This window comes from Lysobacter concretionis Ko07 = DSM 16239, from assembly GCF_000768345.1.
In the GTDB taxonomy this organism is placed as follows: Bacteria; Pseudomonadota; Gammaproteobacteria; order Xanthomonadales; family Xanthomonadaceae; genus Novilysobacter; species Novilysobacter concretionis.
The window spans coordinates 404141-416005 of the sequence record NZ_AVPS01000001.1 but is presented as its reverse complement, the minus strand read 5'-3'; the positions used below and the strand labels follow the sequence as shown (position 1 = coordinate 416005).

The window sequence follows — 11865 nt, the reverse complement described above, 5'->3', positions numbered from 1 at the left end:
CGCTTTTCGTTACTGCGTCTGGCCAGCCGCGGCGGTACAGTGGACCTTGATCGCGGCTTCGGCCAGCTGCTTTTGCGCGCCGCGCTGGTCGGCACTCATCTCGTTGTCGGGCTTGCCGTCGCCATCGTTGTCGATACCGACCGGGCCGTCGCCTTCCAGCAGGGCGAGGTTGGCGCGCGCGGTGGTGCACTGGCTGCTTTCGACCGGCGCCTTTCCGCTCGCCTCGTTGGCGCTCCCGGCACTGCCGCCATCATGGATGCGGCGGTTCTTGTAGTCGCCGCTGGGTGGCGGCGCGTCGGAGTAATGGGTGACGCCGTTGGCATCCTTCCACTGGTACAGCTCTCCGGCTGCGAGCGGCAGCGCCACCAGCAATGCGGCAGCGGCGAGGCAGGGAAGAAAACGGGCAAGGAGGAACGCACGCGAAGAGGACATGAGGGCTTCCGATGCAGTGATGACGACGTCAATGGCCCGATTGCAGCACCGCGTCGCCGTGCAAGCAAGCGTTAGACTGCGGAAATGGAACCCACGCACCCGCTTTCGACCCCGCCACGCCCGCGCCCGCGCGGTATTTATCTGTTGCCCAACCTGTTCACCACCGGCGGCCTGTTCGCCGGTTTCTACGCGATCATCGCCGCCACCCAGGGTCATTTCGACGATGCCTGCATCGCGATTTTCGTGGCTGCCATCCTCGACGGGCTGGACGGCCGGGTGGCGCGGCTGACCAATACCCAGAGCGAGTTCGGCGTGCAGTACGACTCGCTGGCCGACCTGATCAGCTTCGGCCTGGCCCCGGCGCTGGTGATGTACCACTGGTCGCTGGCGTTCATGGCGCTCGATGGCGTCACCGCGCGCAAGATCGGCTGGGTCGCGGCCTTCCTGTATGCCGCGTGCGCGGCGCTGCGGTTGGCGCGGTTCAACTCGCAGGTCGGCCAGGTCGACAAGCGCTGGTTCATCGGCCTGGCCAGCCCGGCGGCGGCGGGACTGGTCGCCAGCCTGGTCTGGACCTGCTACGTGCTGGGCTACCAGGGCGACCAGCTGCGTTACCTGGCGCTGGCGGCGACCGTCGCGGCGGCCCTGCTGATGGTCCTGCCGGTGCGCTATTTCAGCTTCAAGGGCGGCGGTCCGCAACACGACCGGATGCCGTTCCTGACGGTGCTGGTGGTGGTCGCGGTCGTGGCCGCCATCGCGATCGATCCGCCGCGCGTGCTGCTGGCGATCACCGCGCTGTATGCCGTGTCCGGCCCAGTGCATGCGGCGTTCCGGCGTCTGCGGAGGACGCCGGCGGACTCCACGCCATGAGCCTGTGGACCACGCAGCAGCACGAATGGCTGCAGGCGCTGGGCCATCCGGTGCTGTTGCTGGCCGGCGATCCGGCCCTGGTCGAACCGGCGGCGGCCCCAACTGCCGAGCCCGACCCGGCGCAGACGCCGTCCGCGGCGCACTCCGCGCGCGACGCAGCACCGCGTGCCGGGTCGCCCCCCGCGTCGCCCGACCCCGCAGCGCCCCGGCGTGCCGACGAGCAGACCGCATCGGTTTCCCCGGCACGGCCGCCGCGTCAGGCACCGGTGGCCAATCCGGTCGAAGTCGCGCCATCGACCGGCGCGGCAGTTCCGCGCCCGCCAACCGATGTGGCGGCCAAGAAGGCGGCACTGGAGGAGGCCCGTCGCGCCGGCCAACGCGCCCGTCCGCCGGAACCCGTCCCGGTTGACCCCCTGCTCGCTGCGGTTCTGCGCGTGTCCGGACGCGATGCCGATCAGGCCGAGGAGGCATTGGCGATGCTCGACATCGATCTGGACCGTCTGCGGAGCGATCCGCTCGCCAAGCGCGCCTTGTGGGTTCGCCTGCGGGCGCTGCGACGGGGCCGCGACGGGTGAGCGCGCAGGCGGCCGATGCTGCTCTGCCGGAACTCCATCGCCGGCCGATGCGCGCCGACGACCTCGTCGCCGTGCACGCGCTGGAAATACGCGCGTATGAATTCCCGTGGACACTCGGCATTTTCCGCGACTGCCTGAACGCGGGCTACCCGGCCTGGGTGCTGGAGGACGAGGGGCGGATCGTCGGCTACTTCCTGATGAGCCTGGCGGTCGGCGAAGCGCACATCCTGAACATCTGCATCGCCCCGGAACTGCAGGGCCGCGGCCACGGTCGCGCGCTGTTGCGCGTGCTGCTGCAACTCGCCCGCGCGCGCCGTGTGCAGCGGGTGTTCCTGGAAGTGCGGCCGAGCAACACCCACGCGATCGCGCTGTACCACGACGAAGGTTTCAACGAGATCGGCCGTCGCCCGCGCTACTACCCCGCCCACCAGGGCCGTGAGGACGGGCTGGTGATGGCGCTGGAGCTGCTGCCGGAAATGTAGGAGCGACGTCAGTCGCGAATGCACGACGCACCGCACCGACATGACCTGACACCGTACCGGATGCCATGGGTTGCGATCTGATGCTTGCGTCGCCAGGGGCTGCCAGCGTCCCGGACCCGGTTGCGGATTTCGCGACCTGCGTTGCTCCTGTATTGGGGCAGTTATCGGGTCGGGGGCAGTCCAACTTCAGGCAGGGACGTCAGCCCAGCTTGGCGCGTTGTACCGCCAGCGCGTCGCGCTGCAGGTTCCAGTCGAGCAGGCGTTTGCGCTCCTGCTCGACCACGGCCGGCGGCGCGTTGTTGACGAAGGTGTCGCTGGCCAGCTTGCCGTTGCACTTGCCGATCTCGACCTCCACCCGCTTGAGTTCCTTGTCCAGCCGGGCGCGCTCGGCGCCCAGGTCGACCAGGCCTTCCAGCGGCACCAGCAGTTTGAGCTCGCCGACCACGGCGGTGGCGGCAGCCGGCGCGGTGGACGCGTCGTCGATGAATTCGATCCGCTCCAGCTTGGTCAGGAAACGCAGCGAGCCGTCAAAGCGTGCGGTGCGCTCGCGGTCACGGTCGGTGGCACCGGCGAGCAGCAGCGTGACCTGCCGGGACGGCGCCACGTTGAGCTCGCTGCGCACCCGGCGCAATGCGGACACCATCGCCTTCAGCCATTCCACATCGGCCTCGGCAGCGGCATAACCCGCGGTCGCGATGTCGCCAGCCTGCGGGTAGGGCTGCAACATGATGGTGTCGCCGTCGATGCCCAGACGCGGGGCGACTTGCTGCCACAACTCCTCGGTGACGAACGGAATCAGCGGATGCAGCAGGCTGAGCAGGCGCTCCAGCACGTACAGCAGGGTGTGGCGGGTGCTGCCCGCGGCTGCCTCGTCGTCGCCGTGCAGGGCCGGTTTGGCCAGCTCGACGAACCAGTCGCAGAAGTCGTTCCAGGCGAACTCGTACAGCGACTGGGCGAGCAGGTCGAAGCGGTAGCCGGCGAAGTGCTGCGCGGCCTGCGCGGCGGTCTTGTCGAGCTGGGCGAGGATCCAGCGCTCGGCATCGGTCTTCGGCTCGGGCGCGCCCGAGAAACCCGTGTTCCGGCCCGCCGGCGCAGCCGTCGGGCGTTCGTCGGGGCGCGAGCCAGTGGCTCGCGAGCGCCCCGCCTCACCCTCGGTGTTCATCAGCACGAAGCGGCTGGCGTTCCACAGCTTGTTGCAGAAGTTCTTGTAGCCCTCGGCGCGGCCCATGTCGAAGCGGATGTCGCGGCCGTGGGTGGCCAGCGCGGCGATGGTGAAGCGCAGCGCGTCGGCGCCGAACGCCGGGATGCCGTCGGGGAATTCGCGCCGGGTCGCCTTCTCGATCTTCGGCGCGTCCGTGGGCTTCATCAGGCCGGTGGTGCGCTTGACGACCAGGTCCTCCAGCGAGATGCCGTCGATCAGGTCGATCGGGTCGATGATGTTGCCCTTCGACTTGGACATCTTCTGGCCGTGGGCATCGCGGATCAGGCCGGTGATGTAGACGTCCTTGAACGGCACCTCGCCGGTGAAGTGGTCGGTCATCATGATCATCCGGGCGACCCAGAAGAAAATGATGTCGAAGCCGGTGACCAGCACGGAGGACGGCACGAACCGGTCGAAGCCGCGCTCGGCCATCCGGGCCGGGTCGGGCCAGCCCATGGTGCTGAACGGCCACAGCGCCGAGGAGAACCAGGTCTCGAGCACGTCGTCGTCCTGCCGTAGGGTGGGTCGCGACCCACCGCTTTTCGTCGCGGCCTGGGTGAACGCTTCCTCTTCGCTGCGCGCGACGTAGATGTTGCCGGCCTCGTCGTACCACGCCGGAATCCGGTGGCCCCACCACAGCTGGCGGCTGATGCACCAGTCCTGGATGTTCTCCATCCAGTGGCGGTAGGTGTTGATCCAGTTGCCCGGGACGAACCTGACGTCGCCCTTCTCCGCGAGTTCGAGGCCACGCGCGCCGAGGGTGTCCATCTTCACGAACCACTGGTCGGTCAGGTACGGCTCGATCGCCACCCCGCTGCGGTCGCCGCGCGGCACCTGCAGCTCGTGCGGGACGGTTTCCACCAGCAGGCCGGCGGCTTCCAGATCGGCCAACACGGCCTTGCGCGCGTCGTAACGGTCGAGGCCGCGGTATGACGCGGGCACGACATCGTTGGTCGTCGCCTCGTCGGTGAAGATGTTGATCAACGGCAGCGAGTGCCGCTGGCCAACCGCGTAATCGTTGAAGTCGTGCGCCGGGGTGACCTTGACCACGCCGGTGCCGAACTCGCGGTCGACGTAGGCGTCGGCGATCACCGGGATCTCGCGGCCGGTCAACGGCAGGGTGACCTTTTTCCCGATCAGACCGATGTAACGCTCGTCGTCCGGATGCACCATCACCGCGGTGTCGCCGAGCATGGTTTCCGGGCGCGTGGTCGCAACCACCAGCGAGCCGCTGCCGTCACTGAGCGGGTAGCGGATCGACCACAGGAAGCCGTCTTCCTCCTCGTTGACGACTTCCAGATCGGAGATCGCGGTCTTCAGCACCGGGTCCCAGTTGACCAGCCGTTGGCCGCGGTAGATCAGGCCTTCCTCGTGCAGCTTCACGAACGCCTCGATCACCGCCTCGGCGGCCATCGGGTCCATCGTGAACACGCTGCGCGACCAGTCGCCGGAGGTGCCAATGCGGCGCATCTGGCGCTCGATGGTGTCGCCGGAATGCTGCTTCCAGTCCCAGACCTTGTTGATGAAGCCCTCGCGGCCGAGCGAGTCGCGGGTCTCGCCGTTGCCTTCCAGTGCCAGGTTGCGGGCAACCACCATCTCGGTGGCGATGCCGGCGTGGTCGCTGCCCATCTGCCACAACGTGTCGTAGCCACGCATGCGGTGGTAGCGCACCAGCGCGTCCTGCAGCGTGTGCTGGAACGCATGCCCCATGTGCAGGGTGCCGGTGACGTTCGGCGGCGGCAGCAGGATGGTGTAGGGCTCGCCCTCACCACGGGGCTGGAACACGCCGCTGGCCTCCCACTGCTGGTACAGCCGGGTTTCGAACTGGGTCGGGTCGTAGCTGGAGGCGAGGGTGTCGGTCATGGTCTTGGCTGGCTGATTGCTCCCTCTCCCGCTTGCGGGGCTGTCCGACTCGTTTGCGAACCGCAGGTTCGCGAGGCGGGCAGCGCCCGAGCGGAGCGAGGGCCGGGGGCTGCTTGGCGAGGCGGAGCCGAGCTTAGCAGCGGGCTGGGGTGAGGGTCTGCGGAACGGGCTTGCGTCGGTTGTCATGATGTCGCGCGCCCCCACACCCCAAGGGTGCTTCGTTCGGGGCGTCCGCCCTTCGGGCACCCACGACTGAAGCACTCGGGGGCAGGCTCTTCCCCCGCGGGCGGGGGAAGGGAGTCCGTTACATGTCGTGCTTGTTCAACTCGAGCCCGCGCGCCTTGTACTGCTTCCAGCGCTCGCGCAACGGGCCACGGGCCGAGTCGTCGGCGGGCACCACTTCCAGCACGCGGTCGAAAGCCCCCTCGACCGCGCCGTCGCGCAGGTTGATCACCAGCGGCCGCAGCGCGATGTCGTGCTCCGGCGCGGCGATCAGCACCGCGGCCTCTTCCTCGTCCATGTCCTCATCGACGATCTGGTGCGGCACGAAGGCTTCCGGGTCGAACGACCACAGCAGGTCGTCCAGTTGCTCGGCCTGGGCCATGTCGCGCGCCAGGATCACGCACGGCAGGCCCGCGTCGCTGGCCTTGCGGGCCAGTTCGCACACCAGCAGCAGCGGCTCGTTGCGGAACCGCGGCTTCTGGATCAGGTAGAAATCGGCGCGCATGGCGGCAGGCGGCTACTTCGCCGCCCGGTCCAGCAGCCACTGGCTCAGCAGGCCGACCGGCCGGCCGGTGGCCATGCCGCGCTTGCCTTCGTCGCTGGCGCTGCCGGCGATGTCCAGGTGCGCCCAGCGCTGGCCCTCGGTGAAACGCGACAGGAAGCAGCCGGCGGTGACCGCACCGGCCCAGCGGCCGCCGATGTTGTAGACGTCGGCGAAGCTGGATTCCAGCATCGTCTGGTACTCGTCCCACAGCGGCAGGCGCCAGGCGCGGTCGAAGGCATGCTCGCCAGCGGCCAGCAGCTCATCGGCCAGGTCGTCGTGCTTGCTCATCAGGCCCGAGGCGTACTTGCCCAGCGCGACCATGCAGGCACCGGTCAGGGTGGCGACGTCGATCAGCGCGGCCGGCTCGAACTTGCGCGACCAGGTCAGCGCGTCGCACAGCACCAGGCGGCCCTCGGCATCGGTGTTGCCGACCTCGATGGTGATGCCGGCCATGCTGGTGAGCACGTCGGAGGGGCGGTAGGCGTCCGCGTCGGGCATGTTCTCGACGGCGGCGACGACGACCACCAGGTTGACCGGCAGCTTCATGCCGACGGCGGCGACGAAGGTGCCCATGACGGTGGCGCCACCGCACATGTCGAACTTCATCTCCTCGATCCCGCCCTGCACCTTCAGGTTGATGCCGCCGGTGTCGAAGGTCAGGCCCTTGCCGACCAGCACGTAGGGCTTGCTGTCGTCGCCGGCGCCGTTGTACTTCATCGCGATCAGGCGCGGGCGGTTGGCCGAGCCGCGGGCCACGGCCAGCAGCGAGCCCATGCCCAGCTTCTCCATCTCCGCGTCCTGCAGCACTTCGCAGCTGGTGACGTCGGAGCGGCCGGTGAACTCGACCGCCCGGTCCGCCAGGTAGGCGGGGTTGCAGACGTTCGGCGGCAGGTTGCCCAGCTCGCGGGCGAACGCGACACCGGCGGCGATCGCGCGGCCTTGGTCCAGCGCCGTCTGCGCATCGCCCATGCCGGCCGGCACGTGGACCGAAACCTTGCGCAGGCCCGGCTCGCCCGCCTTGGCCTTGTTCTTCTCGCCCAGCGTGGCGGTGTAGGTGTAGCTGGCGTGGTTGGCGGCCACCGCGGCCTGGCGGATCGCCCAGGCACTGTCGTGGCCCTTGATGGCGACATCGGCCATGGCGAACACCGCGTGCGTGACAGGACCGGTCTTCAGCGCGCGGGCGGCATCCTCAATGGCCTTGAGGTACTGCGCCGCGCCGAACTTGTCGGCCTCGCCCAACCCGACCACCAGCACCCGCGGCGCGGTCACGCCGGCGAGGTCGTGCAGCAGTGCGGTCCTGCCTGCCTTGCCGCTGATGTCGCCGCGCTCGACCAGGGCGGCCAGGCGGCCACCGCTGGCGGCGTCCAGCGCCTTCGCGGCGTCGGTCAGTGCGTTGTCAAGAAACACGCCAACGACGATGCAGTCCGCCTTGGCAGTGGCGAGCGCGTCATGATTCAGGTCGAATTCGAGGGCCATGCAACAGATTCCGGGAAGTGAAGGAGCGTTCGTGATGGTTTCCGGCGGCGAAAATGACCGATCCGGGCGACAATACCGGCCGGATCGCGCCTGGCGCGGCGGGCACGATGTCGTGCGAACGAACCTGCAAGTCTAAAGCAAGCCCCTGTTTTATTGAAAAATGCGCGTTCATATCGCGCCATCACCAAGGCCGCCGATGCCCAAGCTCGACCGTTACCTGCTGAGCGAACTCGCCCAGACGACCTTCGCCACCCTGGTGGTGCTGCTGATTGTCAGCGTCGGCGGCGTCATCACCGACGTGCTCAAGGACATCGCCTCCGGTCGCCTGCCGGCCGGCCTGATGCTGGCCCAGCTCGGCCTGGTGCTGCTCAGCTGGCTGCCGCTGATCCTGCCGCTGGCCCTGATGCTGGGACTGATGCTCGGCGTCGGCCGGCTGTACCGCGATTCGGAAATGCCGGTCATCGCCGCCATGGGTATCGGCCCGCCACACCTGCTGCGGCCGCTGATGGCGCTGGTGCTGCCGGTGGTGGTGGTGGTCGGGCTGTGCTCGCTGTGGCTGGGGCCGATGGCCGAGCGCACGTCGCGGCTGATGATCAACGAGGCCAACCGCAACCTGGTCATTTCCGGTCTGTCGCCGGGCAGCTTCACCGAGATTCCGGGCGGCGGCGGCGTGGTGTACGTCGGCGCGATGCCGGGCGACGGCAGCCGATTCGAGCGCATCTTCATCTACCGCCATTCCGGCGACCGGCTCGACATCACCACCGCCAACACCGGTTCACTCAGTGTCGATGACGGCGGCGAGCGCTATCTGACCCTCGACAACGGCTTCCAGGTCGAGGGGCCGATGGACGCGGGACTGGATTACCGGTTGATGCGCTACGCCAGCAACGAGGTGCGCCTGCCTGCCGGCAAGGAGCGTTATGACCCGAACGACCCGAAGGTATTGCCGACCACGCAGCTGGTGGGCGACCCGCGCCGGGCCGCCGGTGCGGAGCTGCACGCGCGTCTCGCGCCGCCGCTGCTGACCCTGGCGTTCGCGCTGATGGCAATACCGCTGGCACGCAGCACCCCGCGCCAGGCGCGTTACGGCGGCGCGATGATGGGCTTCTTCGCCTACCTGATCGGCATGAACCTGGTGCAGGTCGGCCAGGGCTGGCTGGCCAGCGGCCGCATCGCCCCCGGACTGGGCCTGTGGTGGCTGGTGCTGCCGCTGCTGGCTGGCGCGGTCTGGCTGTATTTCCGTGATGGCCGCATGCGCCGCAGCCGCACGCCGACGCTGCAGGAGGCAGGCCGATGATGCCGTTCCCGAAGATCCACGACCTCTACCTGGGCCGGACCGTGCTCGGCACCGTGCTGCTGACCTGGGCCGTGCTGCTGGGCCTGGACATGATGCTGGCGATGGTGTCGGAGTTCGGCAACGTCGGCGAAGGCAACTACGGCATCGTGGAAGCGCTGGTCCACGTGCTCTATACAGTGCCGCGCCACGCCTACACCTTGTTTCCGACCGCGGCGGTGATCGGTGCGCTGATGGCGCTGGGCCAGCTGGCCGCGACCTCCGAGCTGACCGCGCTGCGCGCCATCGGCCTGTCGCGCCGGCGCATGACCATCACCGTCGGCGTGGCGCTGTCGCTGCTGACGGCGCTGATGGTGGTCAATGGCGAGACGCTCGCGCCCTGGGGCCAACGGCGCGCGGATGCGTTGAAGGCCTCGTCCCGGTCCAACGACCTGATCGTCGCCCGCTACTCCGGCGTCTGGGCCCGCGAGGGCGCGATCATCCTCAATGCCGAGGGCGGCGAGGAGCGCGGTGAAGGCGGCGATCGCTGGCTGGAGCTCAACGACGTCCGCCTGTACGAGTTCGAGGACGACGGCCGCCTGAAGTCGCTGGCACTGGCGAAGATCGCCGAGCACCGCCCGGGCGGCTGGTTGCTGCGCGACGTGACACGCACCACCTTCCAGCCCAATGCGGTGACCCAGGCCCGGGTCGCCGAGGAGCGCTGGGAGTCGCAACTGGACGCAACCGCGTTGAGCGCCGACATCGACCGGCCGCGTTATCTGAGTGCCCGTGAACTGGACAATGCGGTGGAGTACCGGCAGCGCAACGGACTGGATGCGAGCGATTTCCAGGAGCATTACTGGGGCCGCTGGTTCTACCCGATCAACGTGCTGGCGCTGTGCCTGGCGGCGATCCCGTTCGCCTTCGGCAGCCTGCGCAGCGGCGGCCTGGGCAAGCGGTTGTTCATCGGCATCGTGTTCGCACTGGGCTTCTGGTTGCTGCAGACCCAGTTCGTGAAAATGGCCAGCGCATTCAAATTCGACTTCCGCCTCGCCTACGCCCTGCCGACCGCGATCATGGTGGGCGTGTCGATGCTGCTGTTCAAAAAGCGTTCCGGGTGAGCTTCAGCGCGCCGGCTTTGGCTCCCGCCGCAGCCGGGTGCCGCTGGTGCGGTCGTGCCAGGTGAGGCGGTCGCGGTCGACCCAGGCCCACCAGAAACCCAGCCCGCCCAGCAACAGCGACGCATTGCCGACGGCATAACGGATCAGCAACGCGCGCCATGTCGGCACCCCGCCATCGACCGCGACCACCCGCAACCGCCACGGCCGCATGCCCAGGGTCTGGCCGCCGCGACGCCAACTGGCCATCGCGTACGCGCCGGTGACGCTCCACAGCACGATGAATTCGAGCAGGCCGAGCACGCCGCCGATGACCGCGTCGTGGTGCAGGGCCACGAAGATCGCCGCCACCAGCAACCACAGCCCGAGCGCGGCGAAGAAGTCGTACATCAGCGACAGCAGCCGCCAGCCGACCAGGGGCGCAGCCATCGGCACCGTAGCGCTTGATCGCCGGGGCGGGACAGCAGTCGGGTTTCGGCTCATGCAGGCAGGTGGCAGGACGGCGGGCCAGTTTATGGCACGCGTACGTCCAGGTTCCCGGGTCTGCGGCCGCCCCGCTTCTCCGCAGCGCCGCCGTTTGTGAAACGACATCAGTCGCACCTGACCATCGCCTCCCGCATTCGCAGGATGACAAGTCACAGCGCTGCATCGGAACTGCCGATTTCCCTGCCGCGTATGGCTGACAGCAGGGATCGGCCAGAGGCCCCGCTCGGCTAAGCTGCGACGATGATCTCGCCCACTCCCGCCGACCGCCGTCGCCAGGCCATGGCCCTGCCGCCGGTTCCCGACGCGGACGCCGCCGCCATCAACCGCTTCCTGGATGCGATCTGGGCCGAAAACGGGCTCGCGCAGGCCACCCTGGCAGGCTATCGGCGCGACCTGGAAGGCTACGCGCGCTGGCGCAATGACCGAGCTGGCGGACTGGCCGGAGCCGATCGGGCCGGCCTGTTCGACTACCTGGCCTGGCGTACCGCACAACGGTATTCGCCGCGCAGCAACGCCCGCCTGCTGTCGGCGCTGCGCGCATTCTTCGCCTGGCAGGTACGCCGCGGCGAGCGTCGGGACGACCCCACCGCCCTGCTCGACCCGCCCCGGCTGCCGCGCTCGCTGCCCAAAGCGCTGGCCGAAAGCCAGATCGAGGCCCTGTTGGCCACGCCGGACGTGGAGACCGACACCGGCCTGCGTGACCGCGCGATGCTGGAGTTGATGTACGCCTGCGGCCTGCGCGTGAGCGAGCTGGCGAACCTGCCATCGACCGCGATCAACCTGCGCCAGGGCGTGTTGCGGGTGACCGGCAAGGGCAGCAGGGAGCGGCTGGTGCCGCTGGGCGAGGAGGCTCAGCACTGGCTCGAACGCTATCTCGCCCGCGCCCGGCCGCGGCTGGCCGCGGGTCGCAGCCTGGCCCCGCTGTTTCTCGAACCCGACGGCGACGCACCCAGTCGCCAGCAACTGTGGCAACGGGTCAAACGCTACGCCGCCGCGGCCGGCATCGACCCGGCCCGGATCAGCCCGCACGGCCTGCGCCACAGTTTCGCCACCCACCTGCTCAACCACGGCGCCGACCTGCGCGCGCTGCAGATGCTGCTCGGCCACAGCTCGCTGTCGACCACCCAGATCTACACCCTGGTCGCGCGCGAACAGCTCAAGAAGCTGCATGCGAAACACCACCCCCGGGGATAGCCAGCCCGGATGGCCCGGACGGTCTGCCCGGTCCGCACCGGCCCCAGGTGCGTTCCCCGGTCCGAACGGGTGCATCGCGGCTGAAGCGCGGGCGGACCCGAAACCCGGGCGACCGGCCGCACATGCAACAAT

Annotated in this window: 11 protein-coding genes; 6 read left to right on the top strand and 5 right to left on the bottom strand. The window is 68.9% G+C overall.

Going from position 1 to position 11865, the window contains the following annotated elements; translation table 11 throughout:
* Positions 1–9: 9 nt before the first annotated feature.
* Positions 10–432, bottom strand: coding sequence for a DUF4124 domain-containing protein (locus N792_RS01730; protein ID WP_052103254.1), 423 nt, complete (start codon positions 430–432; stop codon positions 10–12).
* 84 nt (positions 433–516) lie between these two features.
* Here N792_RS01730 and pssA point away from each other — a divergent pair, with 84 nt between their 5' ends.
* The 3 genes from pssA to rimI are packed head-to-tail and all read left to right on the top strand — an operon-like array spanning position 517 to position 2356.
* A complete protein-coding gene (gene pssA, locus N792_RS01725; RefSeq protein ID WP_036191899.1) occupies positions 517–1299 on the top strand; it encodes a CDP-diacylglycerol--serine O-phosphatidyltransferase in 783 nt (260 codons plus the stop codon).
* Positions 1296–1874: a hypothetical protein gene (locus N792_RS01720; protein WP_036191896.1), complete on the top strand. Its 579-nt coding sequence runs from the start codon at positions 1296–1298 to the stop codon at positions 1872–1874. Before pssA ends, N792_RS01720 begins: the two co-directional genes overlap by 4 nt.
* Positions 1875–1921: 47 nt before the next feature.
* Entirely contained in the window at positions 1922–2356 is a 435-nt protein-coding gene (gene rimI, locus N792_RS01715) for a ribosomal protein S18-alanine N-acetyltransferase (RefSeq protein WP_052103316.1), read from the top strand.
* 199 nt (positions 2357–2555) lie between these two features.
* On the opposite strand, the gene N792_RS01710 is transcribed toward rimI, so the two are convergent.
* The 3 genes from N792_RS01710 to N792_RS01700 form a co-directional block, all read right to left on the bottom strand.
* Positions 2556–5420, bottom strand: a complete 2865-nt coding sequence (locus N792_RS01710; protein ID WP_036191893.1) for a valine--tRNA ligase — start codon at positions 5418–5420, stop codon at positions 2556–2558.
* A gap of 304 nt (positions 5421–5724) precedes the next feature.
* Complete coding sequence (locus N792_RS01705) at positions 5725–6147, bottom strand: DNA polymerase III subunit chi (protein WP_036191890.1); 423 nt, start codon at positions 6145–6147, stop codon at positions 5725–5727.
* Between the two features lie 12 nt (positions 6148–6159).
* A complete protein-coding gene (locus tag N792_RS01700; protein WP_036191887.1) occupies positions 6160–7662 on the bottom strand; it encodes a leucyl aminopeptidase in 1503 nt (500 codons plus the stop codon).
* A gap of 196 nt (positions 7663–7858) precedes the next feature.
* Here N792_RS01700 and lptF point away from each other — a divergent pair, with 196 nt between their 5' ends.
* The gene (lptF, locus tag N792_RS01695; RefSeq protein WP_036191884.1) at positions 7859–8959 is read left to right on the top strand and encodes an LPS export ABC transporter permease LptF; all 1101 of its coding nucleotides are present in this window, start codon (positions 7859–7861) and stop codon (positions 8957–8959) included.
* Complete coding sequence (gene lptG / locus N792_RS01690; protein WP_036191881.1) at positions 8956–10056, top strand: LPS export ABC transporter permease LptG; 1101 nt, start codon at positions 8956–8958, stop codon at positions 10054–10056. The genes lptF and lptG overlap by 4 nt, the downstream gene beginning before the upstream one ends.
* Positions 10057–10059: 3 nt before the next feature.
* On the opposite strand, the gene N792_RS01685 is transcribed toward lptG, so the two are convergent.
* Positions 10060–10482: an RDD family protein gene (locus tag N792_RS01685; RefSeq protein WP_156969252.1), complete on the bottom strand. Its 423-nt coding sequence runs from the start codon at positions 10480–10482 to the stop codon at positions 10060–10062.
* Between the two features lie 297 nt (positions 10483–10779).
* Between N792_RS01685 and xerD the strand changes: the two genes are divergently transcribed.
* A complete protein-coding gene (gene xerD, locus N792_RS01680; RefSeq protein ID WP_036191875.1) occupies positions 10780–11733 on the top strand; it encodes a site-specific tyrosine recombinase XerD in 954 nt (317 codons plus the stop codon).
* Positions 11734–11865: the final 132 nt, after the last annotated feature.

Bases quoted from the DNA above. Each gene is read 5' to 3' on its own strand.
- pssA (WP_036191899.1), top strand. From the start codon at position 517: ATGGAACCCACGCACCCGCTTTCGACCCCGCCACGCCCGCGCCCGCGC.
- N792_RS01710 (WP_036191893.1), bottom strand. From the start codon at position 5,420: ATGACCGACACCCTCGCCTCCAGCTACGACCCGACCCAGTTCGAAACC.
- N792_RS01700 (WP_036191887.1), bottom strand. From the start codon at position 7,662: ATGGCCCTCGAATTCGACCTGAATCATGACGCGCTCGCCACTGCCAAG.
- N792_RS01730 (WP_052103254.1), bottom strand. From the start codon at position 432: ATGTCCTCTTCGCGTGCGTTCCTCCTTGCCCGTTTTCTTCCCTGCCTC.
- lptF (WP_036191884.1), top strand. From the start codon at position 7,859: ATGCCCAAGCTCGACCGTTACCTGCTGAGCGAACTCGCCCAGACGACC.
- rimI (WP_052103316.1), top strand. From the start codon at position 1,922: ATGCGCGCCGACGACCTCGTCGCCGTGCACGCGCTGGAAATACGCGCG.
- lptG (WP_036191881.1), top strand. From the start codon at position 8,956: ATGATGCCGTTCCCGAAGATCCACGACCTCTACCTGGGCCGGACCGTG.
- N792_RS01705 (WP_036191890.1), bottom strand. From the start codon at position 6,147: ATGCGCGCCGATTTCTACCTGATCCAGAAGCCGCGGTTCCGCAACGAG.
- N792_RS01720 (WP_036191896.1), top strand. From the start codon at position 1,296: ATGAGCCTGTGGACCACGCAGCAGCACGAATGGCTGCAGGCGCTGGGC.
- N792_RS01685 (WP_156969252.1), bottom strand. From the start codon at position 10,482: ATGGCTGCGCCCCTGGTCGGCTGGCGGCTGCTGTCGCTGATGTACGAC.
- xerD (WP_036191875.1), top strand. From the start codon at position 10,780: ATGATCTCGCCCACTCCCGCCGACCGCCGTCGCCAGGCCATGGCCCTG.